This is a genomic window from Sphingomonas sp. SORGH_AS_0438 (genome assembly GCF_031453475.1).
Taxonomy (GTDB): domain Bacteria; phylum Pseudomonadota; class Alphaproteobacteria; order Sphingomonadales; family Sphingomonadaceae; genus Sphingomonas.
On record NZ_JAVIZS010000001.1, the window covers coordinates 3543303 to 3570083 of the forward strand.

The 26781-nt window shown below is 68.2% G+C and carries 19 protein-coding genes and 1 tRNA gene; 10 read left to right on the forward strand and 10 right to left on the reverse strand.

Going from position 1 to position 26781, the window contains the following annotated elements; genetic code table 11:
- Positions 1-207: 207 nt before the first annotated feature.
- Positions 208-282 (reverse strand) — tRNA-Thr (locus QE452_RS16720).
- An 83-nt stretch (positions 283-365) separates the two neighbouring features.
- On the opposite strand from QE452_RS16720, the gene QE452_RS16725 reads away from it, so the two are divergent.
- Positions 366-539 carry a hypothetical protein gene (locus QE452_RS16725; RefSeq protein ID WP_309659169.1) on the forward strand — a complete coding sequence of 58 codons (174 nt, stop codon included), beginning with the start codon at positions 366-368 and terminating at the stop codon, positions 537-539.
- A 73-nt stretch (positions 540-612) separates the two neighbouring features.
- On the opposite strand, the gene QE452_RS16730 is transcribed toward QE452_RS16725, so the two are convergent.
- The 4 genes from QE452_RS16730 to QE452_RS16745 all read right to left on the reverse strand — a co-directional run bounded on the left by QE452_RS16730 (position 613) and on the right by QE452_RS16745 (position 8117).
- Entirely contained in the window at positions 613-2415 is a 1803-nt protein-coding gene (locus QE452_RS16730; protein ID WP_309659168.1) for an aminopeptidase P family protein, read from the reverse strand.
- An 85-nt stretch (positions 2416-2500) separates the two neighbouring features.
- Positions 2501-3118, reverse strand: a complete 618-nt coding sequence (locus QE452_RS16735; protein ID WP_309659167.1) for a TIGR02281 family clan AA aspartic protease — start codon at positions 3116-3118, stop codon at positions 2501-2503.
- A gap of 130 nt (positions 3119-3248) precedes the next feature.
- On the reverse strand, positions 3249-6296 hold the full coding sequence (locus tag QE452_RS16740; protein ID WP_309659166.1) for a TonB-dependent receptor domain-containing protein: 3048 nt from the start codon (positions 6294-6296) through the stop codon (positions 3249-3251).
- A gap of 375 nt (positions 6297-6671) precedes the next feature.
- Entirely contained in the window at positions 6672-8117 is a 1446-nt protein-coding gene (locus QE452_RS16745) for a M23 family metallopeptidase (RefSeq protein ID WP_309659165.1), read from the reverse strand.
- A 193-nt stretch (positions 8118-8310) separates the two neighbouring features.
- Between QE452_RS16745 and QE452_RS16750 the strand changes: the two genes are divergently transcribed.
- The 6 genes from QE452_RS16750 (at position 8311) to QE452_RS16775 (ending at position 14424) form a co-directional block, all read left to right on the forward strand.
- Positions 8311-10821 (forward strand): helicase-related protein, encoded by a 2511-nt coding sequence (locus tag QE452_RS16750; protein WP_309659164.1) that lies wholly within the window; start codon positions 8311-8313, stop codon positions 10819-10821.
- On the forward strand, positions 10814-11149 hold the full coding sequence (locus QE452_RS16755; protein WP_309659163.1) for a S4 domain-containing protein: 336 nt from the start codon (positions 10814-10816) through the stop codon (positions 11147-11149). The genes QE452_RS16750 and QE452_RS16755 overlap by 8 nt, the downstream gene beginning before the upstream one ends.
- Positions 11150-11239: 90 nt before the next feature.
- Complete coding sequence (gene fdxA / locus QE452_RS16760) at positions 11240-11581, forward strand: ferredoxin FdxA (protein ID WP_309659162.1); 342 nt, start codon at positions 11240-11242, stop codon at positions 11579-11581.
- Between the two features lie 88 nt (positions 11582-11669).
- Complete coding sequence (locus tag QE452_RS16765) at positions 11670-12683, forward strand: proline iminopeptidase-family hydrolase (RefSeq protein WP_309659161.1); 1014 nt, start codon at positions 11670-11672, stop codon at positions 12681-12683.
- A gap of 159 nt (positions 12684-12842) precedes the next feature.
- A complete protein-coding gene (locus QE452_RS16770) occupies positions 12843-13376 on the forward strand; it encodes a CarD family transcriptional regulator (RefSeq protein WP_125996202.1) in 534 nt (177 codons plus the stop codon).
- 301 nt (positions 13377-13677) lie between these two features.
- A complete protein-coding gene (locus tag QE452_RS16775) occupies positions 13678-14424 on the forward strand; it encodes a head GIN domain-containing protein (RefSeq protein ID WP_309659160.1) in 747 nt (248 codons plus the stop codon).
- A gap of 77 nt (positions 14425-14501) precedes the next feature.
- Here the strand turns inward: QE452_RS16775 and ppk2 are convergent, their stop codons facing one another.
- Positions 14502-15260 (reverse strand): polyphosphate kinase 2, encoded by a 759-nt coding sequence (ppk2, locus tag QE452_RS16780; RefSeq protein ID WP_309659159.1) that lies wholly within the window; start codon positions 15258-15260, stop codon positions 14502-14504.
- A 200-nt stretch (positions 15261-15460) separates the two neighbouring features.
- Here ppk2 and QE452_RS16785 point away from each other — a divergent pair, with 200 nt between their 5' ends.
- The 3 genes from QE452_RS16785 to QE452_RS16795 all read left to right on the forward strand — a co-directional run bounded on the left by QE452_RS16785 (position 15461) and on the right by QE452_RS16795 (position 20028).
- Positions 15461-15955, forward strand: a complete 495-nt coding sequence (locus tag QE452_RS16785) for a MucR family transcriptional regulator (RefSeq protein WP_309659158.1) — start codon at positions 15461-15463, stop codon at positions 15953-15955.
- A gap of 428 nt (positions 15956-16383) precedes the next feature.
- Positions 16384-18165, forward strand: a complete 1782-nt coding sequence (locus QE452_RS16790) for a hypothetical protein (protein ID WP_309659157.1) — start codon at positions 16384-16386, stop codon at positions 18163-18165.
- A gap of 246 nt (positions 18166-18411) precedes the next feature.
- Positions 18412-20028 (forward strand): hypothetical protein, encoded by a 1617-nt coding sequence (locus QE452_RS16795; RefSeq protein WP_309659156.1) that lies wholly within the window; start codon positions 18412-18414, stop codon positions 20026-20028.
- Between the two features lie 133 nt (positions 20029-20161).
- Here QE452_RS16795 and QE452_RS16800 read toward each other — a convergent pair whose 3' ends face one another.
- Genes QE452_RS16800 through QE452_RS16815 form a run of 4 tightly spaced genes read right to left on the reverse strand, consistent with a single transcriptional unit; the run spans position 20162 to position 26692 of the window.
- Positions 20162-20809 (reverse strand): hypothetical protein, encoded by a 648-nt coding sequence (locus tag QE452_RS16800; protein ID WP_309659155.1) that lies wholly within the window; start codon positions 20807-20809, stop codon positions 20162-20164.
- Positions 20806-22260 (reverse strand): efflux transporter outer membrane subunit, encoded by a 1455-nt coding sequence (locus QE452_RS16805; protein ID WP_309659154.1) that lies wholly within the window; start codon positions 22258-22260, stop codon positions 20806-20808. Before QE452_RS16805 ends, QE452_RS16800 begins: the two co-directional genes overlap by 4 nt.
- On the reverse strand, positions 22257-25439 hold the full coding sequence (locus QE452_RS16810) for a CusA/CzcA family heavy metal efflux RND transporter (protein ID WP_309659153.1): 3183 nt from the start codon (positions 25437-25439) through the stop codon (positions 22257-22259). Before QE452_RS16810 ends, QE452_RS16805 begins: the two co-directional genes overlap by 4 nt.
- Positions 25436-26692, reverse strand: a complete 1257-nt coding sequence (locus QE452_RS16815) for an efflux RND transporter periplasmic adaptor subunit (protein ID WP_309659152.1) — start codon at positions 26690-26692, stop codon at positions 25436-25438. The genes QE452_RS16810 and QE452_RS16815 overlap by 4 nt, the downstream gene beginning before the upstream one ends.
- Positions 26693-26781: the final 89 nt, after the last annotated feature.

Sequence of the window (26781 nt, forward strand, 5' to 3'; positions counted from 1 at the left end):
CGCTCGCAACGACGGCTTGGGTCGACCCGATGTCGTCGGGCTCCCGGATCGGCCGCGTCTCACCACGGATGACCCGCATCGCTATGTCGCTGGCTGGCTGACCCCTGCGCCTTTGGCGGGCGCCTGATCGTCCCTCAATGGCTTAACCCCTGGGAGGGGTGCCTGAGGGGCGATGGTGGACGTCGTCCTGGACGACGTCGGAAGAAATGGTGCTGCCGGTGAGGATTGAACTCACGACCTCAGCCTTACCAAGGATGCGCTCTACCACTGAGCTACGGCAGCACTCGACCCGTTCGGGTGAGGCGCGCCTAAAGCGGTTCTGGCGACCATTGTCAACCCATTCCGCTCGGCGGTAAGCGAGAAACATGACGAAGGACGATCGGGCGGCGCGATTGGCGGCGCAATTGCGGACCAACCTGAAACGCCGGAAGGCCCAGGCACGCGAAGCCCAGGGGGCCGCCGACGCGGGGCCGGCGGACGACCGGGAGGGCGGGACGGAGGCCGACGGTCAGCGTCGGACCAGCGACCCCGCCGCATAGGTGGCGACGCCTGCGGCCTGCCAGGCCGCGAACGATGCGCCGCATCCGATTGCGAGAACGGCTGTCACCTGAATCAGCCGACGGGCGAGCATTTTCCCAAAAGCCATGCCTTCACCTCTCCATCGAGTTGTGGGCCGATGATCTCCGTCACCTTGGCGTGATAGGCATTGAGCCATGAAAGCTCGGTGGGCGTCAATAGGGCCGGATCGATCAGATCGCGCTCGATCGGTGCAAAGGTCAGCGTCTCGAATCCCAGCATGATCCGGTCGGGATCGCCGCCCGCGATCGCGCGCCGCTCGATCCGGATCAGGTTCTCGATGCGGATGCCGTATTCGCCCGCCTTATAATAGCCGGGCTCGTTGGACAGCAGCATCCCCTCGCGCAGCGGCTCCAGCGCCTGGCCGCCGGGATAGTTGGGCGCGGCGATCCGCTGCGGCCCCTCATGCACCGCCAGATAGGCGCCGATGCCGTGGCCGGTGCCATGCGCGAAGTCGAGCCCCGCCTCCCAGAGCGGGCGGCGGGCGAAGGCGTCGATCTGGCCGCCCATCGTGCCGTCGGGGAAGATGGCGGTGGCGATGGCGATATGGCCCTTCAGCACGCGGGTGAAGCGGTCGCGCATCTCCGCCGTGGGCGCGCCGATCGGCATGACCCGGGTCACGTCGGTGGTGCCATCGGCATATTGCCCGCCCGAATCGATCAGGAAGAGCTGGCCCGGTTCGATCCGCGCGTTCGACTCCTCGGTGACGTGGTAATGCGGGATCGCGCCATGCGGGCCGGTCGCGGAGATGGTCGAGAAGCTGGTGTCGAGCAGCAGCCCCGTCTCCTGGCGGAAGGCGAGCAGGCGCGCGGCGGCGGAGAGTTCGGTCTGCGATCCGTCCTGCGCCGCGGTCGCGACCCAGTGGAGGAAGCGGGTCAGCGCGGCGCCGTCGCGGGCCGAGGCGGCACGGTGGCCGGCGACCTCGACCGGGTTCTTGATCGCCTTGGCCAGGATCACGGGGTCGCGGGCGGGCATCACCCGCGCGCCGCCCGCCTCCAGCGCGTCGAAGATCGCCGCCACCGCGCCATTGGGGTCGGCGACCACCGTCCGGCCCGCAAAGCCGCCCAGCGCCGCCGCGAAGCCGTCGCGCGGGTGGAGGCGCACCGAATTGCCCAGATGCTGGCGCACCGCCTCGGTCAGCTTCTCCGGCGCGACGAACAGGTCGGTCGCGCCATCGGCATGGACGATCGCATAGGACAAGGCGACCGGCGTATGGTCGACATCGCCGCCCCGGATGTTGAGCGTCCAGGCGATCGAGTCGAGCGCCGCCAGCACCACGGCATCCGCGCCGCGCGCCGCCAGCCAGTCGCCGATCTCGGCGCGCTTGGCGGCGGAACCGACCCCGGCGTGGCGCTCGTCCTGCACCGCCAGCCGGGCGGGGGAGGGGGCGGGCTGGTCGTGCCAGATCGCGTCGATCGGATTGCTCTCGACCGGCACCAGCACCGTGCCCGTGCCGGCGAGCGCGGCCTCGACCTCCCTCACCCAGGCGCGGGTATGCAGCCAGGGGTCGTAGCCGATCCGCCCGCCGGCCGGCGCCTGTTCCGCCAGCCAGGCCGCGACCGAGGTGGCGGGGACGCCGACATAGGCCCAATCGTCCGCCGACACCTGTTCGCGCACCTGGATGGTGTAGCGGCCGTCGGTGAAGATCGCGGCCTGGTCCGCCAGCACCACCGCGCTGCCCGCCGAGCCCTCGAACCCGGTCAGCCAGGCGAGGCGCTGCGCATAGGCGCCGACATATTCGCTCATATGCTCGTCGGTCAGCGGCACGGCGAAGCCGTCCAGCCCCCGGCGCTGGAGTTCGTCGCGCAGGGCGGAGAGACGGGCGGAATGGATGGACATGGATTTGGCTCGCGTCGGTCGAAGGGGGTGGGTTCGGCCGGCGGGTCTGCCAGTTTTCGCGAGGCAGGGACAGGGGCGCGGCGCGTCAGGCGGGGTCCTGCGGGTGGTGCGGCACCAGGATCAGCACATTGTCCTCGACCCGCCAGGATTTGAGCCGCGACAGGAAGTTCATGCCGACGACGTTGACATCGCCAAAGGCGGGGGAGACCACCACCGGCAGGTCGCGCGCGACGATATTGCCCAGTCGCATCTCGTCGACCGTCGCCGATTGCGCACGGATCGTGCCATTGGCGGTGGTCAGCAGCACCGGCACGATGCCGTCGCCCACCGCCAGGTCGGCGGCGGCGGCGGTGCGCGCCGACAGCGCGGTGACGGTCGCGCCGCTGTCGACCAGCATCCGCTGCTCGATCCCGCCAATCTTGGCGCGGATCCAGAAATGGCCGTCGGGGCTCATGCGGATGCGGGTCTCGCCACCCTCGACGCGCTGATCCTCCAGGTGCAGGAATTGGAGCGCGCGGGCGACATAGGGATCGAAGGTCTGGCGCTGTCCGACCGCGACGACCATCAGGATCAGGATCGCCACCCAGCTCGCCAGCGAGATCAGGGTACGCAGGCCGGGGATGCGGCGCGCCACCAGCAGCACGACGATCGCGGCGAAGGCGATGGCATAGAAATGCGGATGCGTGCCCGGCAGGGGGATCATGCGCCACTCTATAGCCCGAGGCGGCTGTATGGCGGATGAAGGATTTACAGCAACTTGGGAGTAAATGTTCCCGGCTGTTCCGGGTCTTTCGGCGCGACGAACCATCGCCGCGCCGAAAGGGACAGGATCATCAGAAGCGCGTGGTCGCGCCGATGACGATCTGCCGCCCGAGCAGGTCGTAGCGGAACAGGGTGTTGTTCCGCAGCAGGCCGAGCACGTTGCGCGAATCCGGCATCAGCGGCGGATCGCGATCGAACATGTTGTTCACCGCGATCCGGAGCGTGAACCGCTTCGCCACGTCGAAGCTGGTCGCCAGGTCGATGTAATCATAGGCCGGGATGCCGGTGTAGAATTTCCGGATCTGCGGCGTGTTCTGCGGAATGCCGGTGCTGGCGGGGGCGTTGAAGCCGATCGTCATCGCCGAGATGTGCCGCCAATTGACCGAGATGCTGGCGAACTTGTCCGGCGAAACCCAGGTCGTGCGCAGCCCGTGCGACCAGCGCGGCATGCTCTCGCCGCAACCGCCGCCATAATAGCCGACGCAGTTCGTGGCCGGCGCTTCCGGTGAGCCCTGTCCGCCGACGCTGGTGGTCAACGTGCCGTTGAACGACATGTCGAGCGCACCCGCGCCGCCTAGCCCCAGATTATACTGGCCCTGGAAATCCCAGCCATGCGCGTTGGACTTGTAGGTGTTGGTGGTGCCGCGCGCGAAGTAACCGGTCGTCGGATTGCCGGTCGGCTGGCTGTTCAGCGTAAACGTACCCGGATTGCGCACGATGCCGCGGCAGTAATATTGCAGCCCCGTGGTCAGGCAGCCATTGAGGAAATCGCTGACCTGGAAGAAGTTGATCGAGTCGTTCAGGTTGATGAGGAAGCGGTCGACCGACACGGTCAGCCCCTTCACCATGCGCGGACGCAGGATGACGCCGAACGTCTTGGTATAGGCGGTTTCCGGCTTCAGGTTGAAACCGCCGTTGCGGACCGTGCAGCCGGTGTTGAGCGAGGCGCAGTCGAGCGTTGCGCTGCCGTACAGATTGTCGGGCAGGCCGGTGCGGCGGCACTGTTCCAGCGAGGCGGTCGGTGCGACGCGGGCATTCGGATTGGACGAATTGGGATCGCGGGTCGAAGCGCACGGATCGTTCGGGCCGCTGGTCGTATAGTTGATGTTGCTTGCCTGATCGGCCTCGATCACGGTCGGGGCGCGCTGTGCCTTGTTGAACGAGGCGCGCAGCGTGATGTCGGTAACCGGCGCCCAGATGCCCTCGGCCTTCCACGTGCTGAAGGTGCCGTTCAGGCGGTTGTACTTCGACACGCGATAACCGCCATTGACCTGCAACAGCTCGGCGAAACGCCGGTGTTCGACCAGCGGCGCCTGCACTTCGACGTTGCTCTCGACGACATTCTGCGTGAAGCGCGAATCGGTGCCGCCCGCCAGTTGACGGAACAGCGCATTCGCGCTGCCCTTGTACAGCTCGGCCCGGAATTCGCTGGCGAAGGCGACCGCGACCCCCTGTTCGGCAAAGGGTGAGGTGATGCCGTACTTGCCCAGGTCACCGTTCAGCACCGCCAGCGCCTGCCACATCTGCGAGGTGCTGTTCTGTGTCGCGCCGCCATTGGTGAACAGGTACGTGTTCAGCGCCGCGTTGCTGTTGTACGGGCGGAAGGCGTTGAACGGCACGCAAGCGCGATCGCTGCCGCTGACCACCGACGCGCAGGTCGGGGTGCCGTTGACGTTGACGACGTTGAGCGAGCGGTTGACGCGATCGAAATCGGGCTGCGACGGGAAGATCGTCTCGCCCTTCATCAGCGAATAGACGCCCGCGATGTCATAGTGCCAGGCATCGTCCAGGACGCGGCCACGCAAGCCCCCGGCAATACGCGCACCGCGATTCTCGTAACTGGTGCGCACCAGCGGTAACGCGTCGAACCGATAGCGGACGTCGAGCGGCGCCAGCCCCGTGGTCCGCGTGCCGCACAAGGCGGTGCGCTGCGACACCGACAGGAACGGATTGTCGCAATTGGTCTGGAATGGCGTGCTGCCATAGGCGCTGTACGAATAGACGCGATTGGGCAAGGTGTTGGACGAACGGTCGCGATAGAACATCGCGGTGGAATAGAGTTCGATGTCGTCGCTGATCCGCGCGTTCACGAACGCGCCGGTGTTGAGGCGGTTGAACGCGCGCTGGAACGGGATCTCGTCGAACGGATTGGTGGAGGTGTTCGGACCAGAATTGTAGGGGACGAACGTTCCCGATCCGTCGGGATTGTTGACCAGGGTGTTGCCGACGCCGATCCCGCCGGGCACGATCGTGCCGACCTGGGTATAGGTGCTGCGCGTGCAGTTGAGCGCGCCGGTCGCCAGCGTCTGCGACACCTCGCAGGCGGAGAGCGAGCGATCGCCCAGATTCACCTGATCCGAATGGCGATAATTGACGTAACTCATGATGTTGAGCGCGCCGTCGAAGAACGACTTACCCGCGGTCAGGGAGATGTTGGCACGCGCGCCGTCATTGGTCTGGCCCAATGGCGTCGGGAAATAGGCGCGGTTCGCCGCTGCGGTGACCGCGTTGGCGCGATTGTCGTGGTTGAAGAAGCTATAGTTGCCGCTGAGCGCGATGCCGTTGAAGTCCTTCTTCAGGACGAAGTTGACGACGCCGGCGACCGCGTCCGAACCATAGACCGACGAAGCGCCGCCGGACAGCACGTCGATGCGTTCCACCAGATCATTGGGGATCATGCTGACGTCCATGCCGTTCTGGATGCCCAGCCGCAGTCCGTCGACCAGCGTCAGCGTCCGCTCGAAGCCCAGGCTGCGCAGCTTGATGCGCTGGCGCCCGTCGGAATCGGCGTAGTTCTGCTCGGCATTGGCCTGTACCTGCGGCAGGCGGTTCAGCACCTCCTCGATGGTGGTGGCGCCCTGGGCGATGATTTCGGCGGCGGTGGTGGTGGTGATCGGCGCGGCGGAACTGTTGTTGGGGCGGGTGATGCGCGTGCCGGTCACGATGATCTCGTCGTCGCTGTCGCGCGTCGCGTCGTCATTGCTGGCCGCCGCCAGCTTGGCCGAGGCGACGGGATCGCCGATCGCGCTGGTCGGATTCTGCGTCTGCGCCATGGCCGGCGCGGCGACCAGCGCGGCCGTGGCGCAGCTTGTGCCTAGCAAGGCCTTCAAAAACTTCATAATTCCCCCTTTTGCACCAAAATATCGGCCAATCTCATCCTTGTCGGATGACGATCTGTCCGTGCATTCAAGCGCAGGCTGCAGGGGTTGAACCGTTTTCGACTATCTCACCCCCGGACTCGTAATTGAGAACCAGTCCTCCGCAGGAAAGCACATTGCCGATACCAATATGGTACAAGCCAAGTTTCAGGGATGCAATCCATGTTGGAATGGTAACTGATTTCGCGACGGGATTTCGAAGAAGATCGAAGATTATCTATGTTTTGCAAAGTCTTGGCTGGATATGGTCGTGCGGTGGCGGCAGGCGCGTAACGCGGGATCGGACCCGCTTTTCTTGCACGATATGGAAGGGCGCGCGACGATGCGCGCGCCGGGCTATTCGCCCGGATGCACCGCCATCAGCGCGGCGACCTGGCGTCGGAAGGCGCGCAGATCCTCGCCCGACAGGCGCGCGACTTGGGTGAAGCTCAGGCTGCGCGGATTGATCGACTGGCCGTTGCGCCACATCTCCCAGTGCAGATGCGGGCCGGTCGACAGGCCGGTGGAGCCGATATAGCCGATCACCTGGCCCTGGCGGACCTGCATCCCCGGCCGCACCGCGATGCGGCTCATATGGCCATAGCCGCTGGCGAGGCCGCCGGCATGGCCGAGCTTGACGAAATTGCCATAGCCGGCGTTGCGTCCGGCGCTGGCGACCCGGCCGTCGAGCACCGCGTAGATGGGCGCGCCATAGGGGGCGGCGATGTCCAGCCCCTTGTGCATGCGGAGGAAGCCGAGCAGCGGATGCATCCGCATCCCGAACGGGCTGGTGACGCGACCCGCGACCGGCATCCCCATGAAGCCGCGCCGTTCCGCCTGGCCGGCGGCGTCGAACCAGCCGGCCTCCTGCTCGCCGGGCGCGGTCCAGTGGACCAGCCGCACCGCGCGCCGGCCCTGGTCGATCCCGGCATAGAGAAGGTCGCCCAGCCGCGTCTCGCCGGTGGCGGCGCGTTCGCGCGCGATGACCAGGTCGAACCGGTCGGCGCTGCCAAGGTCGCGGCCGACCGACAAACGCGTGGCGAGCGCCTTGATATAGGCCTCCACCGCCTTGGCCGGCGCGCCGGCGGCGCGCGCCGAGCGATAGAGGCTGGCGCCGACCAGCCCCTGCAGGCGCAGCGGGGTGCGGTCGACGGCGATCACCTGCCGCTCCGCGATCAGCGTGTCGCCCGCCCGGCGCACCGTCATCGCCAGGTCGAAGCGGGCGCGCAGCGACAGACGGTCGAGCGGGCGCGCGACGGTCCGCGTCGGGCGGCGGCCGAGCGTCAGCGCGATCCGCGTGCCCGAGGGGATGGCGTCGAGCGGCGTCGCCGCCGCCACCAGCCGCGCCGCCGCCTCCGCATCGCGGCGGCCGACCCCGGCGCGGGTCAGCGCGCGCTGGAAGCTGTCGCCCTCGCCCAGGGTCACGCCCAGGTCGATGCTGGGCCGCTCCGGCGCTTCGGCGAGCGGGCGGACGAGATCGTTGGCGGCCATGTGCCGGCCGGTGTCGCCGCCCAGCGCCAGCGGGGCGATAGCCTGGGCGCGCGCCTGTTCGGCGGGCTGGCCGGCGAGCGGCACCGGGCTTTCCCCGACCAGCGGCCGGTCGAAGCCCGGCGACAAGGCCCAGGTCGCGGCGCAGAGCGCGGTGCAGGTGGCGAGACCGCGCCACCAGTCGCGGCTGCCGATGCGCGCGCCGAGATCGGGCGTCCAGTCGATGGCGGCGGCGCGGGGCCGCAGGGCCAGGATGCGCGCCGCGGCCGCGCCGCCACCGGCCAGCTCCAACTCTCTGTCGGCCTTCAGATACACGCCGGTCCGCTTTCGGTATCGCCGCCGAGCCCCCGGCGCGCTGTCGGCCCCGACTGTGGCGGCAATCCCCTAAAGTCAAATGAACCAGCCGGTTCGCTGCGACGAGGCGTGGCGGCGGCGGGATGTTCGCCGGATGCGCTCTCCGGCCCCGATTGGCATTGCGCCCGCGCCTGGAACACCCGATGTATTGTCGATGACCAGCCGCGTCTCCGGCAACGTGACCGCCGTTCTCGGGCCCACCAACACGGGCAAGACCCATCTCGCGATCGAGCGGATGTGCGCGCATAGCAGCGGCATCATCGGCTTTCCGCTGCGCCTGCTGGCGCGCGAGGTCTATGACCGGGTGGTCGCGATCAAGGGCGCGGACCAGGTCGCGCTGGTGACCGGCGAGGAGAAGATCGTCCCGCCCAATGCGCGCTGGTTCCTCTGCACCGCCGAATCGATGCCGGGGCACGAGGCCGCCTTCGTCGCGCTGGACGAGGCGCAACTGGGGGCCGATCCGGAGCGCGGCCATATCTTCACCGACCGGCTGATGCACATGCGCGGGCGCGAGGAGACGATGATCCTGGGGTCGGAGACGCTGCGCCCGATGGTCAAGGCGCTGGTCCCCAAGGCGGAGATCGTCGGCCGCCCGCGCTTCTCGACGCTGAGCTATGCCGGGGCGAAGAAGATCAGCCGCCTGCCCAAGCGATCGGCGATCGTCGCGTTCAGCGCCGAGGAAGTCTATGCGGTCGCCGAGATGCTGCGGCGGCTGCGCGGCGGCGCGGCGGTGGTGATGGGCGCGCTGTCGCCGCGCACCCGCAACGCGCAGGTCGCGATGTTCCAGGCGGGCGAGGTCGATTATCTGGTCGCCACCGATGCGATCGGCATGGGGCTGAACATGGATGTCAGCCATGTCGCCTTCGCCTCGCTCAACAAGTTCGACGGGCGGCGGCAGCGGCGGCTGACGGTGGCGGAGATGGCGCAGATCGCCGGCCGCGCCGGGCGGCACCAGCGCGACGGCACGTTCGGCGCGGTGAGCGAGGAGGGGCCGGGCGCGTTCCTACCCGAGGAAGTGCTGGCGATCGAGGAGCATCGCTTCCCCAATATCGAGGGGCTCTATTGGCGCGAGGGCGATCCCGACCTGTCGAGCATCGAAGCGCTGGTCGCCGACCTGGAACGCCGCCCGCCGACCGACCTGCCGCTGCGCGCCGCGCCGCAATCGGTCGACCTAGCGGTGCTGAAGCGCCTGTCGGAGGAAGCCTGGGTGCGCGACCGGTCGCGCGGCGTCGCGGGCGTGCGGCGGCTCTGGGCGGCGTGCCAGATCCCCGATTTCCGCAAGCTGGGCCTCGATCCCCATGCGCGTTTCGTCGAGCGGGTGTTCCGGCATCTGAGCGAGGGGCGCGGCCATGTCCCGCACCAATGGTTCGCCGACGAGATCGCGCGGCTGGACACGGTCGCCGGCGATGTCGAGACGCTGGCCGGGCGGCTGTCGGCGATCCGCAGTTGGGCCTATATCGCGCAGCGCCCCGACTGGCTGGCCGATCCGCAGCATTGGGCCGGTCGCGCCCGGGAGATCGAGGAGCGGCTGTCCGACGGCCTTCATGCCAGCCTGACCCAGCGTTTCGTCGACAAGCGCACCACCGCCCTCATCCGCCGCATCGGCGCGGATGCCGGCGTGCTGCCGGTGACGATCGGCGCGGAGGGCGAGGTGCTGGTCGAGGATCACCCGATCGGCCGGCTCGATGGCTTCCGCTTCTCGGTCGAGCCGGGTGCGCGAGCCAGCGACAAGCGGCTGTTGCTGGCGGCGGCGGAGAAGCGGCTGGGCAGCGAGCGGGCGCGGCGCGCGACGGCCCTGGTCGCGGCGGTGGATGCGGATTTCCAGCTGGAGGAGGGTGACGGCATCGTCATCGCCTGGCAGGGCGAGGGCGGTTGGCACCGGATCGCGCGGCTGGAGCCGGGGGCGACCCTGGCGCGGCCGCGCATCCGGCTGGACCGCGACCTCGACTGCCTCGACAAGGCGATGCGCGAGGGGGTGGCGGCGCGGCTGGAGCGCTGGCTCGCCACGCAGGTCGCGCGCCGCGCGCCGGTGCTGACGATGCTGGGCGAGGCGATGCGTGATCCCGCCGCCACCTCCACCTTCCGCGCGGTGACGGCGGCGGTGGAGGCGGCGGGTGGCCTGACCCCCCGCTGGCCGCTGCGGCTGTCGCTCGACCAGTTGACGCCGGAGGAACGGCGGCGGCTGCGCAAGATCGGCATCACGGTCGGCGCGCTCGACCTGTTCGATCCCCGGCTGTTGAAGCCGGCGGCGGCGAGCCTGCGGCGGACCCTGCTCGCGGTGCGCGGCCCCGCGTCGCCGGTGCCGCCGGAGGGCGCGACGGTGCTGCCGCGCGGCGTCGGCGGCGCGACGCTGGACAGCGGCTTCCGGCCCCTGGGCGCGCAGGCGGTGCGGATCGACCTGGTCGAACGGATCGCCCGCGCCGCGCACGACGCGCGCCAGGGGCGCAAGCCGTTCGCGCCCGATCCGGCGCTCGCCACCTCGATGGGGCTGGAGCCGGCGACGCTGGCGCGGCTGATGGCGGAACTCGGCTTCCAGGGACTGAAGGGCGAGACGGGCCACTGGGTGTGGCGCGGCCGTCCGTCGGCCCGGCCCCCGGGCAAGCCCGTCGCGAGCGATCCGGGCAATGCCTTTGCCGGCCTGTCGGTGCTGTTCGGCCATGGATAACAAGGGCGTCGGGGGTGCGATGCGGGTCGACCGCTTCCTGTGGTGGGCGCGACTCGCCAAGACGCGCAGCGCGGCGCAGGCGATGGCGGAGACGGGGCGGATGCGGATCGACGGCCGTACCATCGACCGCGCGCATTGTCCGGTCAGGCCGGGCAACATCCTGACCTTCGCCGCCTATGGCCAGGTGCGGGTGGTGCGGATCGAGACGTTGCCGGGCCGGCGCGGTCCACCGGCGGAAGCGCGCGAGAGTTATACCGAGTTAACCCCGGGCGGCTCGCCGGGCCCGCGCGAAGCTGCTAACGTGTCGCAGCAAGACGAGCTTGATTGACGCGGACCCGCCTCGCGTCCTAGCAGCCGCCGCTTGAAACCAGGTCCGGCGTGACAGGCCGGCCGCAGGACGGACCCGGAGTGTTTCCCAATGACCTACGTCGTCACCGACGCGTGCATCCGCTGCAAGTATATGGACTGTGTCGAAGTCTGTCCGGTGGATTGCTTCTATGAGGGCGAGAACATGCTCGTCATCAATCCGTCGGAATGCATCGACTGCGGCGTGTGCGAGCCGGAATGCCCGGCCGAGGCGATCCTGCCCGATACCGAGAATGGGCTGGAGAAGTGGCTGGAGCTGAACGCCACCTTCTCCACGCAATGGCCCAACGTCACGCGCAAGCTGGACCAGACGCCGCCCGATGCCGATGCGATGAAGGGCGTGGCCGACAAGTACGACCAGTTCTTCTCGCCCGAGCCCGGCGCGGGCGACTGATCGGCGCGTTCGCGCGACCTTCGCAACACTCCATCGGACCATCCCGGCCTCCGTCCGGGTGGGGAGATGGAGCGTGGAGCAGGCAGGAATGACGCTCAGTCGCCGGACGATGCTGGGGGGCATGGGCGCGGCGTTCGCCGCCGCCCGCTCGGTGCGCCTTTTCGCGGCCGAGCCGACCGCCTATCCCGCCCCGACGCGCGAGGCGATGCTGCGGGTGCCGGGCGGGCGCGTCTATGTGCGTGTCAACGGCGACCTGCGCGGACCGCGCCCGCCGCTGGTGATCGTGCATGGCGGCCCCGGCGGTACGCATGGCAGCTATCTGCCCGCGCTAGCGCTCGCGGGCGAGCGCGCGGTCATCTTCTACGACCAGCTCGACAGTGGCCGGTCGGACTGGCCGCAGGACCCCGCCAACTGGACGGTGACTCGCTTCGTCGACGAGCTGGAGGCGGTGCGGACCGGGCTGGGCGTGCCGCGCTGGCATGTCTGCGGCCATAGCTGGGGCGGCACGATCGCGCTGGAATATGGCGCGCGGCACATGCGCGGGACGGCGGACCCGCTCGCCGCCCTGGTGCTGGCGAGCCCGCTGATCTCGACGCGCAGCTGGATCGCCGATGCGGACGCGCTCCGTGCCACCCTGCCGCAGGCGACGCGCGGCGTGCTGGCTGCCTGCGAGACGCCCACGCCGCCGGCTGCTGCGATCTGCGATGCCGCCACGGAGCAATTCTATGCGCGGTTCAACCGCCGGGGGCGCCCGTCGCCGGCCATGACCGCCTATCAGCGCACGCAGGCCGGACGCGGCTTCGACGCGCGCCTCTATGAGGCGATGTGGGGGAAGAGCGAGTTCTCCGCGACCGGCCGTTTGCGCGACTATGACGGCGAGCCGCTGCTCGGCCGACTGGACGGCGCCCGCACCCTGTTCCTGGTCGGGCAATATGACGAGGCGCGGCCCGCCACCGCCGCACTGTTCGCGGACCGGGTGACGGGTGCGGACTATGGCGTGGTGCCCGGCGCGGCGCATTCGCTGTTCACCGATCGCCCAGCGGAGACGGTGGCGATGCTGCGCGGCTTCCTGGCGCGCCACGATCCGCCGGCCGGGCGCTGAGCCTATCGTATCCGAACCGGACGAGAGGCTGGCATTTTTCGTGCTGTTGTGTTAAAGGAGCCACTGACGGGCGCTTTCTGCCGCCCGCCTGTCCGCACTCAAGTTCAGGGCTGTCCGCCGACCCTATGGCCGGAAGCCCGATTCGATGAAAGGCCCTATATGGCTGCCAAGGCGCTGTTCTTCGACGTCGGCGATTATGTTGTCTATCCCAAGCACGGCGTGGGCCGGGTAATCGAGCTGCAGAAACAGGAAATCGCGGGCACCAGCCTCGAACTCTATGTGCTGCGCTTCGAAAAGGAGCGGATGACGCTCCGCGTGCCGACCAACAAGGCGGAAAGCGTCGGCATGCGCAAATTGTCTTCGGACAAGACGATGCGCGAGGCGATGGAGACGCTGAAGGGCAAGCCCAAGGTGAAGCGCACCATGTGGTCGCGCCGCGCCCAGGAATATGAGGCGAAGATCAACTCGGGCGACCTGGCCTCGATCGCCGAGGTGGTGCGTGACCTGTTCCGCGCCGACGACCAGCCCGAGCAGAGCTATTCCGAGCGCCAGATCTTCGAAGCCGCCGCCAGCCGGCTGGCGCGCGAGCTGGCCGCGATGGAGCAGGTCGACGAGCCCAAGGCGCTGGAGAAGATCCTCGACATCCTGCGCGCCGCCGCCGCGATCTACAACAAGGAAAAGCCGGCGGCCTGATCGGGCGGCCGGGTTTTCCCGGTGAATGCAAGGGGGCGGTCCGGTGACGGGCCGCCCCTTTTTCGTGGGGTTGCCATGGGCACCGGCCGGGTTTGGCGGTGGCAGTGTCCTGTTCGACCCCGGCGGTCGCAGGAAGGCAAGTCGAGCAAGAACAAGGCTTTATGGAGGCGGCGGCCTTGGGCTTCTGCCTGCGCAGGAGCACGATAGTGATGTCCGCTAAGGCCTCCCACGCCGCATAAGACTGTTGCAACGTGAACCCGGCGTGTATTATCTAGGCAATACACATAGGGGAGACCGTTCGATGATTCGCCGTCACCATGCCGCCATCGCCCTTGCCATCCTGGCCATGCCCGTCGCGGCCTGCTCGATGAACTGGAGCGACAAGCAGGACAAGGAGGAGGCAGGCATCGCCGGCGTCGGCAGCGGCGACAGCCGGACCTATCCGGTCGAGGGTTTCACCACCATCGCGCTGGCCGCGGCGGGCGATGTCGATGTCCGCGTCGGTCCGGCCTATTCGGTCACCGCGACGGGTTCGCCCGAGGCGCTCGACAAGCTGAAGGTCACGCGCGACGGCGATACGCTGAAACTGTCGCGGCAGCGCGGCGTCACCTGGGGCAAGAGCGGCAAGGTGCATTTCACCGTCACCATGCCGCGCATCCGGGGCGCGGATATCGGCGGCTCCGGTACGATCACGGTCGACCGGGTCGAGGGGGAGCGGTTCGAGGGCAATATCGGCGGCTCCGGCACGCTCGACATTCGCGGGCTGAACGTGCGCAAGGTCGAGTTCGCGATCGGCGGCTCGGGCGATGTCGCGGCGGCGGGCACGGCGGGTGAGCTGGAGGTGTCGATCGGCGGCTCGGGCAAGGTGCGGGCGCAGCCGCTGCGCAGCGAATCGGCCGACATCACCATCGCCGGGTCCGGCAATATCGCCGCCACCGTGACCCGCCATGCGGATGTGACGATCCTGGGCGCGGGCGATGTCACCATCCAGGGCGGCGCGCAGTGCAAGGTGACGAAGATGGGGGCGGGCAACGTCCGCTGCGGCTGACGGCCCCCGGCGCGGCGGTCCTGGGGGCCGCCGCGCCATGATTGCATTGCCTTTTTAGGGCAGGAGGCCTGCCGGGATCAGGGGGCCAGTCGACCGTCGGTGATCGCCGCCGCCTCGAACGGGAAGAGGATGTCCGGATCGGGACGCTTGGCGGTGCGGGCGATGCCCGGATCGGCGAAATGATTCAGCACATGCTTCATGATCGCCTTGCGCGCGACAGGCTTGTCGTCGGCGCGGACGCAGAACCAGGGGGCGAGCGGCGTGTGGGTGCGCAGCAACATGGTGTCGCGCGCCGCGGAATAGTCGGCCCAGCGATCCTGCGCCACCGCATCCATGTCGGACACCTTCAGGCTCTTCAGCGGATTGGTCCGCCGCGACTTCAGCCGTTTGTGCTGCTCCTCCTTGGTGATGTCGAGCCAGACCTTGAGCAGGCCGATGCCGCTCTCGACCAGCATCCGCTCGAAATCGGGCGCGTCGCGCAGGAACTCGGCCTGTTCGTCTCGGGTGGAGAAGTCCATCACCACCTCGACCCCGGCGCGATTGTACCAGGAGCGGTTGAAGATCACCAACTCGCCCGCGGCGGGAAGATGTTGGACATATCGCTGGAAATACCATTGCGACCGTTCGCGTTCGGTCGGCTTGGGCAGCGCGACGACGCGGGTGGCGCGGGACGACAGATGTTCGGTCAGCCGCTTGATCGTACCATCCTTGCCCGCCCCGTCGCGCCCCTCCAGCACCAGGATCATGCGCTTGCCCGACTCGATCGCCGCTTTCTGCATCTCAACCAGCCCGAGTTGCAGCCGTTCGAAATGGGTAAGGGATTCCGTTGTATTCACCAGCGTCGCTCCATGGGTTGCGGCCAATCGTTTCTGGGGTGGAAACCCTCGGGGCCTGGAAAAGTTTACAACCGGTTTTGCGACATCATGATTCTGGGCGATCGAACCGGATCAGCTTTGATCTAAATCTCAAAAATGTTCATTTCGGATGTTGACGGCCAGTACAGGAGCGTTAGGGCTGGCGGCGAAGAGGAGCGACCATGGTAGACGATACGACCGACAATAATGCCGTAGAGCTGGCGACCGAGCTGACTATTGCGTGGCTGGGAAATCCCAATACGCGCACGTCGGCCGAAGACGTGCCGGCTTTCCTGGGCAAGATGCATGACACCGTGTCGGCGTTACTCGGCAATGGCAGTGTCGCCCCCGCCGCCGAACCGCAGGGTGAATATGTCCCCGCGGTCAGCGCGCGAAAGTCACTGGCGTCCAAGGATCACATCATCTCGATGATCGATGGCAAGCCCTACAAGACCTTGCGTCGTCATCTGGCCACCAATGGCCTGACCCCGCAGGAATATCGCGAGCGTTACGGCCTGAAGCCCGATTACCCGATGGTGGCCGAGAATTATTCGGAAAGCCGTCGCGCCATGGCGAAGAAGATCGGCCTGGGTCGCAAGCCCGGCGCGCGCAAGTCCGCCGAAGCATCCACCCCGGCGAAGCGTGGTCGCAAGCCGGCGGATGCCGTATCCGAATAACAATCGCGGCTCCGCAATTGTTGATCCGAAAGGGGGGTGGCGTGGCCGCCCCCCTTTTTTGTCGCGTCCGCCAGACTGCCCAGGTCTGCGAATCGCCTCTCATGGCAATGGTGAGGCGATGACGCACTGTCGGGCCAGAATGTCCTCACACAAATAAAATCGCGGCCCGCATTTGATGCTCGTCGAGTCGTCTCTACCGGCCCGCGTAAAACGCGGACCCGCAACGATTGTTGCGGGAAAATGGTTCCAAAGCTTAAAGCCGTGGTTAACAACTAGTAAAAACCGATCAACTTCCACGACTTGCCGATGCTTTGCCACGCCTTGGCTAAGCGACTGTAAACCAAACTTTTCTGGTTGGTTCCGTTAATCGACCCGCAACCCTTTTCACTTACTTCGACCTTCATAGAGTGGTCGGGGAACTTAACGGCATGATCAGTTACTTGCGCGATGGCGCGGCCGTGGTGCTGCGCCGGAACAATCGTCGCGCCCATCTGGCGCTTACGGCCCTGTCGGGTGCGGTGCTGCTGTCGGCCTGTGGCGGTGGCGGCGGCAGCGGGGATGTCGGTACGGCATCGTCCGGCGTGACCGTCGTTCCGGTCGCCACGCCGACGCCCAGCCCAACGCCGGCTCCCACGCCGACACCGACGCCGGCTCCAACGCCGACGCCGACACCGGCCCCCACACCGACGCCGACGCCGGCCCCCACGCCGACGCCAACGCCGGCCCCCACGCCGACGCCAACGCCCAGTCCGACCCCCACACCCACGCCAGCCAGTTCGCCATCGCGCGCCGGCTTCGGTCTGGGGGTGAACGTTTCATCGGTCGATTACTTCTCGAACGAATATACGTTCATGAACCTGCTGACCGGCCATACCTGGGTCGACACCGCCACAGGCTGGCAGGCCGTGCCGGAGAGCGAAATCGACTCGCTCGGCATGATCAAGCAGATGGCGGCGGGCAAAAGCTATGCCCGGGTCATGACCCCGCCGTCGCAGGTGTTCAACGGCCAGGTGGTCGGCGTTCGCTGCACCTGGACCGGTACCGGTGACGTCAATATCGGCGGATACCGGAAGAACCTGGTGCGCGGCGACCATGTCCTGACGTTCGATTGGACGGCCGCGCCCGCGCCGGAAGGTAATAGTCGCAACTGGATGAGCCTGTCGAATGTCAGTGCGACCGATCCGGTCCGCAATCTCGACTGCCGGGAGCAGGGCGCACCGCGGGACCAGATCTTCTCCACGCAGCTTATCGAGAGCTTGAAGCCGTTTTCCGTGATACGCTTCCTTGACTGGTCGCCGGCCAATCAGAATCCGGCCTCGGTGACCTGGGCGAACCGATCATTGCCGAACGGCATCAACCAGGCGGATCGTCCGCGCGGCGTCGCGCTGGAATATATGGTGGCGCTGGCCAATCAGGTGGGTTCCGATCCCTGGTTCACCATTCCGTGGAATGCGGACGAAGACTATGTCACGCGCATGGCGCAGCTGGTCCATGACTCGCTGGATTCCGGCCGACGTGTCTATGTCGAGCTGGGCAACGAGAATTGGAACTATGCCTTCCCGCTGGCGCACCAAATCCAGGCGGAGGGACTTGCCGCCGGTCTCGATACCAACGCCTTCGCCGCGAACCTGAAGCGTTACTCGCAGAAGACGGTTTGGGCGATGAAGATCTGGGCGAAGGTCTTCGCCGATCGGCCGGGCCAGCTGGTCCGCGTCGCCTCTGCGCAAAGCGCCAACCCCTGGGTGGGTCAGCAGGTCCTGGCCGCGCCAGAACTCGCCGCCAATGTCGATGCACTCGCCATCGCGCCCTATTTCAACCTCGCCAAGGACAGTGATTCCACCGGTTCGCTCAGCGACCGGCTGGCCTCGCTCAAGGCGGGCCTGGACATCACGTTGCGCGCCATCGCGGACAATAAGGTGACCGCGCAGAAATATGGCAAGCGGCTGATCACTTATGAAGGCGGCCAGCATGTCGTCGACATGACCACCGGGGGCGGTACGCGCGTGCAGGAGGTCAACCGGTCCGCCACCATGTACGACTTGTACAAGAGCTATATCGAGGGTTGGAAGGCGCGGTCGGACGACCTGATGGTGCTGTACAGCGCCACGGGTCCGGCCGGCGGCGGCGGGGCCTGGGGCATGCGGGAATATGCCGGACAGCCCGTCGACCAGACGCCGAAGCGGCGAGCCGCCCTCGAATTCGGTCGATAGGTGGAACCCCCGTCTATTTCTTGGCATGCCAAGCGGTTACAGCAGCTTCAAAATCCGTAAAAAAGAAATTGATCGCACCATATCGTTAAGTCATCGGTATCTCTGATCTTTAATCCGGTGTGGATCAGTAAGCTATATTTAGGAAAACAGCAGGATCGCGAAGGATAGAGCCCTTCGCGATCGACGCCAAAGCTTTAACTGGAGTAGTCCATGACTGGTACTTCTATTGCTAAGATGATTGCCGCTGTGAAGGCCGTCGCGACTACGCCATCCACGGCGCTGGTGGCCGGCGCGACGGCGGTGGCCGCCGTGGGTTCGGTGGGTGTCGTGACCGGCAAGGGGTCGGTCGACTCGTCCACCCCGACGATCTTCGTGCTCAAGGGCGTGCCCAAGCCGACCCCGACCCCGACACCGGCCCCCACGCCGGCCCCATCGCCGTCCGCCAAGGGGTTCGGCCTGGGTATCAACGTCGCCCCCGTGGACTATTATTCCAACGAATACACCTTCATGAACCTGGTTTCCGGTCATGGCTGGGTCGATACCAACAATGGCTGGCAGTCCCTGCCGAATGGCCAGCTCGACACCTACGGAATGCCCAAGCAGGTTCCGACGAACAAGAGCTATGCCTATGTGATGACGCCGCCGTCGCAGGTGTTCAACGGCCAGAGCGTCGCTATCCGCTGCACTTGGGCGGGCTCGGGCGACGTGAATATCGGCGGGTCGCGCAAGAACCTGGTCCGCGGCGATCATGTCCTGACCTTCGACTGGCCGGCCGGTCCGCCGCCCGAGGGCAATACGCGCAACTGGATCAACGTGTCGGGCGTGCCGGCGAACGATCCCGTGCGCGATCTCGACTGCCGGGAGAAGAATGCGCCGCGCGACCAGATGTTCGCCTCGCAGCTGATCGACAGCCTGAAGCCCTATAGCGTGTTGCGCTTCCTGGACTGGTCGGCGACCAATACCAATCCGGCCAAGATCACCTGGGCGGAGCGGACGCTGCCGACCGGCGTCAACCAGGGTGATCATGCGCGGGGCGTGGCGCTGGAGAATATGGTCCTGCTCGCCAATACGGTGGGGGCCGATCCCTGGTTCACCATCCCGTGGAATGCGGACGAGGATTATGTGACCCGCATGGCCAAGCTGGTGCATGACAATCTGGCGTCGAACCGGCGGGCCTATGTCGAGATCGGCAACGAGAACTGGAACTATGCTTTCCCGCTGGCGCACCAGATCCAGTCCGAAGGTCTGGCGGCCGGTCTCGACACCAACGGGTTCATCGCCAATCTGAAGCGCTATTCGCAGAAGACGGTCTGGGCGATGAAGATCTGGGCGAAGGTGTTCGCCGACCGGCCGGGGCAGTTGGTGCGCGTGATCGGTTCGCAGAGCGCCAATCCCTGGGTCGGCCAGCAGGTGCTGGCCGCGCCGGAAGTGGCGTCGAATGTCGATGCGATCGCGATCGCGCCCTATTTCAACTATGCCGGCGACGTGACGGGGCGCAGCCTGGTCGAGCGGCAGGCGTCGCTGCGCGCCGGCCTGGCCCAGACGATGAAGGATATCACGGGGAACCAGGATACCGCCAAGCAATATGGCAAGCGCCTGATCACCTATGAAGGCGGCCAGCATGTCGTCGACTTCACCAATGGCGGTGCGGCGCGGGTGCAGGACATCAACCGGTCGGCGGTGATGTACGATCTGTACAAGAGCTATATTGCGACTTGGAAGAGCCAGGTGAACGACGTGATGACCTTGTACAGCGCCACCGGCATGGCCGGGGCGGGCGGCGCCTGGGGTATCCGCGAATATGCGGGCCAGCCGGTCGATCAGACGCCCAAGCGCAAGGCGGCGCTGGAATTCGGCAAGTAAAGACCGGGCGGATCACTTCGAAGGGGTGGTCTGGCAGGAAAAGGGCGGTGGGCGCGACGCGGCGTCCACCGCCCTTTTTCGTTGCGCGGGTGGTGGCGGCCCGCTTTGCCGGCACGACGGGTTCCGCCGGCGCTCAATCCAGCCAGATCGCGCCATGCGGCAGGTCGAGCACCAGGCGACGGTCGGCGAAGGCGTCCCAGCCGATCGATACGGCGCCATCGGCGTCGCGGCGGCCGGGCAGGGGCGTGCCGCCGATGGTCACCGACAGGGTGGCGGGCGGCGGCGGCTGGTCGTGCGGGGCGGTGTCGAAGCGGACGGTGACCGCTTGACCGTCGAGCTGGCCCGGCATCGTCAGCGCATCGTCCCGCAGCGTCACCGGGATGCGGGTGGCATGGTCGGCAAGGCTTGCGGCATCGCGCGCGGCGAGGCTGCGAACCTGGCCCGCCTTCAGGTCGAGGCGGATAGTGACCGTGCCCAGCACGTCGCGGCCGAGATCGAGCAGCGCGCCGTCCGGCAGCAGGGGGAGGAAGCGCGCGCGGCGGAGATCGGCATAGGGACGCACGAAGCGGATATGGAGCGGGCGGGGCAGCGTCGTCACGCCGGTGTCCGACACTTGGGGCATGCCGGGCAAGCGCCGGGCGAGCGGCCGGGCGATGCCGGTGACCGGCGCGGCGGGGTCGAGGAAGACGCGCGCGTCGATCGTCCGCGCCACCGCGACCGCGTGCAGGCCCGAGGGGGCGAGCACCAGCCGGTCGCTGGGCGGGGCGTGGAAGCCGGTCATGGGCGGGTCTCCGTCGCGGATGCGGGAATGGGGCCGCCGACCGCCTGGAACAGCGCGACCGTGTCGGCGAGCCGCGCCGCCTCCGCCTGGATGCGGGCGGACGAGGCCTGGGCGGCGGCGGCGCTGGCGTTCAGCAGTGCCAGCGTGCCGACGCCGCCGAGTTGGAGCTGGCGGCGCGTGAAGCCCAGCGACTGGTCGGCGGCGTCGCGCGCGCGGGTCGCGGCGTCGAGCGCGGTGGCGTCGCTGCGCAGGCCGGCGAGCGCGTCATCGACATCGACGAACGCCTGGAGCGCCGCGCCGCGATACTCGGCCTTGGCGATGTCGAGCGCGGCCTCGGCGGCGCGTTGCTGGTGGCGGAGTGCGCCGGCGTGGAAGATCGGCGCGGTGAGGCCGCCGATCAGCGCGTAGAATGGATTGCCGGTCGCGAACATCCGCTCGAACCGCTGGGCCGAGCCGCCGGCATTGCCCGACAGGGTGAGGCTGGGCAGCCGCGCGGCGATGGCGGTGCCGAGATCGGCGGCGGCGCCCTCCATCTGCGCGACGGCGGCGCGCACGTCCGGTCGCGCGGCGACCAGATCGGCGGGCAGCGCGACCGGCAATTCGGTCGGCAGGCGCAGTTCGGACAGGTTCGGCAGGTCGAGCGTCGCGGCGCCGGGGGCGGTGCCGGTCAGCGTCGCGACCAGCGCGCGCTGGTGCTGCGCCTGGCGCTGGAGCGGCGGCAGCACCGCCTCCGCCGTGGCGAGCGCGCTGGCCTGCGCCGCCACGTCCGCCGCGCCGATCTCGCCCAGCGCCTGGCGACGGCGGAGAAGGTCGAGGATTTCGCGGTTGGAACGGATCGCGCTGGCGGCGGCGTCGATCTGCGCCTGGAGCGCGGCCTGTTCGATCACCGCCAGGGCCAGATTGGCGACGACGCTGGTCCGGGCCGCGTCGAGCCGGGCGGCGGCGACCGAGGCGGCGGCGGCGGCGGAGCGGATGCGGCTGCGCTGCCCGCCGAACAGGTCGAGCGGATAGGTGACCGACAATTGGCTGGTGTGCAGCGTGTAGAGCGTGTCGGCCACATTGGCGAGCGGCGAGGACAGTGCATTGGACACCCGCGCCCGCTCCGCCTGATAGCCGGCATCGACCTGCGGCCCGGCATTGCCGCGCGCGACGCCGCGCAGTTCGCGGGCCTGGCGCAAGGTCGCCTCCGCCGCCGCCAGGTCGGTATTGGCGGCCAGCGCGCGGGCGACGAGCGCGTCGAGCCGGGGGCTGCCGAAGCGCGTCCACCAGTCGGCGGGCGCGGGGCGGCCGGGTTCGATCCGCTGCGTCGAGCCCGCGCTGGCCGTCAGCGTGGCGGCGGCGACCGGCGGCGACAGGGGCAGGTCGACCCGGGGATGCTGCGGTCCGACCGAACAGGCTGACAGGGCGGCGGTGCCGAGCAGCAGGGCGAGGGTGCGAGGCGAACAGGTCATGCCGGCTGCTCCCCGGATTGGGTGGGATGATGGGGCAGCGCGTGGCCGTGCGGCCCGCGCTCCTCGGGCGAGACATGGCGCGAGAAGCGGTCGATCAGCACCGGCATGACCAGCAGGATCAGCACGGGGGCGAGCGCCATGCCGCCGACCACGACCAGCGCCAAGGGCTTTTGCACCTGGCTGCCGATGCCGGTCGAGACGGCGGCGGGCAGCAGGCCGATCGCGGCGGCGGCGCAGGTCATCACCACCGGGCGGAGCGCCGTGTCGACGGTGGTGGCGAGCGCCTCCGCCCGTGCCATGCCGCCGTCCAGCGCCTGGTTGAAGGTCGTCACCATCAGGATGCCGTCCATCACCGCGATGCCGAACAGCGCGACGAAGCCGATCGCGGCGGAGATGCTGAACGGGGTGCCGGTCAGCGCCAGCGCCAGCACGCCGCCGACGATCGCCATCGGGATGACGCTGAACGCCATCAGTGTGTCGGTGACCGAGGAGAAATTGGCGTAGAGCAGGATCAAAATCAGCCCCAGGCTGATCGGCACGACCACCTCCAGCCGGTCGACCGCGCTGGTCAGGTTGCCCAGCTCGCCGGCCCATTCCAGGTGATAGCCGGCGGGCAGCGGCACGGCCTGGGCGACGCGCGCCTGCGCCTCGCCCACCGCGCCGCCCAGGTCGCGGTCGCGGACGCTGAACTTGATCGGGATGTAGCGTTCCTGATGCTCGCGATAGACGAAGGACGCGCCGGAGGTGAGGCGGACCTTGGCGACTTCGGACAGCGGCACCTGGACGATGCCGTTGCCGTTGGCGGCGGGCGCGCCGATGGTGATGCGGCGGATCGATTCCAGGCTGTCGCGCTCATTGGGGCGGAGGCGCACGACGATCGGGAAGTGGCGGTCGGTGCCGGTCTCGTACAGGTCGCCGGGGCTTTGCCCGCCGATCGCGGCGGCGACCGTGGTGTTGATGTCGTCGGGCGTCAGGCCGTAGCGCGCGGCGGCGGCGCGATCGACGTCGATCCGCACGGTCGGCTGGCCGAGCGAGTCGGACACGCCGAGATCGGTGATGCCGCGCACCTTGGCCATCTCCGCCTGGATGCGGGCGGACAGTTTCTCCAGCGTGGCGAGGTCGGGGCCGAAGACCTTGACCGAATTGGCGCCCTTCACGCCCGAGGAGGCTTCCTCGACATTGTCCTGGATATATTGCGAGAATTCGAACTCGACGCCGGGATAGCGGGCCTGGAGCTTCGCCTGGAGCTCGCGGGTCAGCGTGTCCTTGGTCACGCCGCTCGGCCATTCGTTGGCGGGTTTGAGCGGCGTGTAGAATTCGGCGTTGAAGAAGCCGGTGGCGTCGGTGCCGTCATCGGGCCGGCCATGCGTGGAGATGACGCGCTGCACCTCCGGATAGCTGGCGATGATGCGGCGGATGCCGTTCACCGTCGGCTGCCCGGCCTCCAGCGAGACCGAGGCGGGGAGCGAGGCGCGGATGTAGAGATTGCCCTCCTCCAGATGCGGCAGGAACTCGACGCCCAGGCCGTGGACCGCGACCAGGGCGGCGACCATCAGCAGCGCGGTGCCGCCCAGGGTCAGCATCCGGTTGCCGAGCGCGAAGGCGGCGGCGGGGCGGTAAATCCCCCGCAGCTTGCGGACGATCCAGGTCTCCACCTCGTCCAGATTGTCGGGCAGCAGCAGCGCCGACAGCACCGGCGACACGGTGAAGGTGGCGATCAGGCCGCCCGCAATGGCATAGGCATAGGTCTTGGCCATCGGGCCGAAGATATGCCCCTCCACGCCGGTCAGCGTGAACAGCGGCAGGAAGCTGGCGATGATGATCGCGGCGGCAAAGGCGATGCCGCGGCTGACCTCCGACCCCGCATGCAGGATCGCGGAGAAGCGGCTGGCGGCATTGGCATGGGTGCGGCCGCTGTCGATCGCGGCCGAGCGCATCACCATGTGGCGGAAGATGTTCTCGACCATGATGACGCTGGCATCGACGACCAGCCCGAAATCGAGCGCGCCGACCGACAGCAGGTTGGCGGATTCGCCCTGCAGGGTCAGGATCAGCACCGCGAAGGCGAGCGCGAAGGGGATGGTGGTGGCGACGATGATCGCCGAGCGCAGATTGCCCAGGAACAGCCATTGCAGGAGGAAGATCAGCAGGATCCCCTCGATCAGATTGTGCAGCACCGTGTGCGTGGTCACGTCGATCAGGTCGGACCGGTCGTAGATCCGCTCCAGGGTGACGCCGGGGGGCAGGACGCCGCCCGCGTTGATCGTCGCGACCTCCTTCTTCACCTGTTCGATGGTCGGCATGGATTGCGCGCCGCGCTGCATCAGCACGATGCCCATGACGATGTCGTCGTCCGGCCCGACCCCGGCGATGCCCAGGCGCGGCTGGTTGCCGATGCGCAGGCTGGCGACGTCGCTGAGCAGCACGGGATTGCCGGCATTGGTGCCGACCAGCACATGGCGGATCGCGTCAGTCGACTGGATCAGCCCGACACCGCGCACGATCGCCGCCTGCGATCCGAAATTGATCGTCTGCGCGCCGACATTGCCGTCGCTCTTGCCGATCGCGGCCAGCACCTGGCCCAGGGTGACGCCGTGGGCGAGCAGCTTGTCGTTGTCGACGACGACCTCATAGGTGCGCAGCTTGCCGCCCCAGCCGGTCACGTCGGCGACGCCGGGAATCCGCTTGAACCGGCGTTGCAGCACCCAGTCCTGGAGCGTCTTCAGGTCCATGACCGAATAGCCGGCCGGCGCCTTGATCCGGTAGCGGAAGATCTCGCCGATCGGGCTGGTGGGCGAGATGGTCGGCTGCGCATTGTTGGGCAGGGCGCCGAGCTGCGACAGGCGGCCGAGCACGCGCTGTTCCGCCTCGCGGAAGCCGACATTGTAGCTGAACTGGATGCGTACGTCGGACAGGCCGAACAGCGAGATGGTGCGCACCGCCTTCAGGTCGGGGATGCCGGCCACCGCCTGTTCGATCGGGATGGTGACACCGCGCTCCATCTCCTCGGCGGAGATGCCGTTGGACTGGGTCAGCACCTCGACCATCGGCGGGACGGGATCGGGATAGGCTTCGATATTGAGGTTCGCGAAGGCGACGCCGCCCGCCAGGATCATGCCCGCGAGCAGCATCAGCATCAGCACGCGCTGGCGCAGCGCGGTGGCGATCAGGCCGTTCATGCGCCGGCACCCCCGCCGTTCAGGCCCGCCTCGTTGACGAACAGCGCGCCGGCCGTGACGATCCGCTCGCCCGGCTTCAGCCCGGCGGTGACGCGGTCCCAGCCATCGTCGCTGTCGGCGACGGTGACGGTGCGGGCGGTGAGCAGCCCGTTCGCCCCCGCCACCCAGACGCGCGCGCCGTCGCCCTCATGGATCACCGCATCGGAGGGGACGCGGACGCCTGCCGGCCCGGTCGGCGCGGCGCGGCGGATCGCGAAGCTCGCGAACATCTCCGGCTTCAGCGCGCCGTCCGGGTTGCGGACCGTGGCGCGGACCGCCAGGCGATGGGTGACGGGGTCGAGCGCGACCGCGACATTGTCGATCACCGCGGCGAAGCGCCGGCCCGGATAGGCGGGGGTGGTGACGGTCACGGCATCGCCGACATGGACGCCCGCCGCATCGCGCTCGGGCAGTTGCGCGACCAGCCAGACGCGCGACAGGTCGGCGATGGTCAGCAGCGGCTTGTCGCCGCCCGCGCCGACGAACTCGCCAGGCGCGACATCGCGGGCGACGACGGTGCCGGCGACCGGCGCGGTATAGGTGACGATCGCCGCGCCCTGGCCGCCCGTGCCGGCGGCGCGGCCGAACAGCGCCAGCCGGTCCTGTGCGGTGCGGACCGCGCCTTGCGCGGCGGCGACGGCGGCGCGCGCCACGACCAGGTCGCTGGCCGCCTGGCGATAATCCTTCAGCGCGCCGCCGGCGGTGGCGTAGATCGCCTGCTGCCGCTTGGCATTGTCCTCGGCGATGCGGAGCTGTGCCTGTGCCGATTCGGCCTGGGTCCGCGCGGTGGTCAGGGCGTTGCGCGCATCGGCATAATCGTTGGAGGCGAGGCGGAGGAGCGGCTGGCCGCGCCGCACAGTCTGCCCCGCCTCGACCAGCACCTGCACGATCCGGCCGGAAAAGGGCAGGGTGACGGGGGCGCTATGCTCGCCATCGACGGCAATCGTGCCGGTCGCGTCGAGCGGCGCGCCGGCCCCCGCATCGCCGACCGTCAGCAGCTTCATCTGCGCGAGCTGGTCGGGCGTCGCCTGGAAGGTACCGGGGGGCAAGGGGTGGTCGGCCGTGGGCGTCGGTGCGGTCAGCGCGCGGATCACGGTCATCGCCAGCCAGATCAGCAGGAACACGCCGCCGCCGATCAGCAGCCAGCGCAGTTGCGCGCGGCGGTCGAGCCGCAGGACGGTGGGAAGGGGCGGGGATGCGTGTTCGATGGACATGATGCGGCCTTGACCCCTGCTTGCGGCGAGGAAGGTCGGCGGCTAGGCCCGCTGGCTTACACGAACCTTACGACCGGATCGGACCCGCG

What these genes read in the sequence shown, in the direction of transcription:
- QE452_RS16765 (WP_309659161.1), top strand. Translation starts at nt 11,670, where the DNA reads ATGACGCTCAGTCGCCGGACGATGCTGGGGGGCATGGGCGCGGCGTTC.
- QE452_RS16810 (WP_309659153.1), bottom strand. Translation starts at nt 25,439, where the DNA reads ATGAACGGCCTGATCGCCACCGCGCTGCGCCAGCGCGTGCTGATGCTG.
- QE452_RS16725 (WP_309659169.1), top strand. Translation starts at nt 366, where the DNA reads ATGACGAAGGACGATCGGGCGGCGCGATTGGCGGCGCAATTGCGGACC.
- QE452_RS16770 (WP_125996202.1), top strand. Translation starts at nt 12,843, where the DNA reads ATGGCTGCCAAGGCGCTGTTCTTCGACGTCGGCGATTATGTTGTCTAT.
- QE452_RS16785 (WP_309659158.1), top strand. Translation starts at nt 15,461, where the DNA reads ATGGTAGACGATACGACCGACAATAATGCCGTAGAGCTGGCGACCGAG.
- QE452_RS16800 (WP_309659155.1), bottom strand. Translation starts at nt 20,809, where the DNA reads ATGACCGGCTTCCACGCCCCGCCCAGCGACCGGCTGGTGCTCGCCCCC.
- QE452_RS16750 (WP_309659164.1), top strand. Translation starts at nt 8,311, where the DNA reads ATGACCAGCCGCGTCTCCGGCAACGTGACCGCCGTTCTCGGGCCCACC.
- QE452_RS16775 (WP_309659160.1), top strand. Translation starts at nt 13,678, where the DNA reads ATGATTCGCCGTCACCATGCCGCCATCGCCCTTGCCATCCTGGCCATG.
- QE452_RS16805 (WP_309659154.1), bottom strand. Translation starts at nt 22,260, where the DNA reads ATGACCTGTTCGCCTCGCACCCTCGCCCTGCTGCTCGGCACCGCCGCC.
- QE452_RS16815 (WP_309659152.1), bottom strand. Translation starts at nt 26,692, where the DNA reads ATGTCCATCGAACACGCATCCCCGCCCCTTCCCACCGTCCTGCGGCTC.
- QE452_RS16740 (WP_309659166.1), bottom strand. Translation starts at nt 6,296, where the DNA reads ATGAAGTTTTTGAAGGCCTTGCTAGGCACAAGCTGCGCCACGGCCGCG.
- QE452_RS16730 (WP_309659168.1), bottom strand. Translation starts at nt 2,415, where the DNA reads ATGTCCATCCATTCCGCCCGTCTCTCCGCCCTGCGCGACGAACTCCAG.
- QE452_RS16755 (WP_309659163.1), top strand. Translation starts at nt 10,814, where the DNA reads ATGGATAACAAGGGCGTCGGGGGTGCGATGCGGGTCGACCGCTTCCTG.
- fdxA (WP_309659162.1), top strand. Translation starts at nt 11,240, where the DNA reads ATGACCTACGTCGTCACCGACGCGTGCATCCGCTGCAAGTATATGGAC.
- QE452_RS16790 (WP_309659157.1), top strand. Translation starts at nt 16,384, where the DNA reads ATGATCAGTTACTTGCGCGATGGCGCGGCCGTGGTGCTGCGCCGGAAC.
- QE452_RS16735 (WP_309659167.1), bottom strand. Translation starts at nt 3,118, where the DNA reads ATGATCCCCCTGCCGGGCACGCATCCGCATTTCTATGCCATCGCCTTC.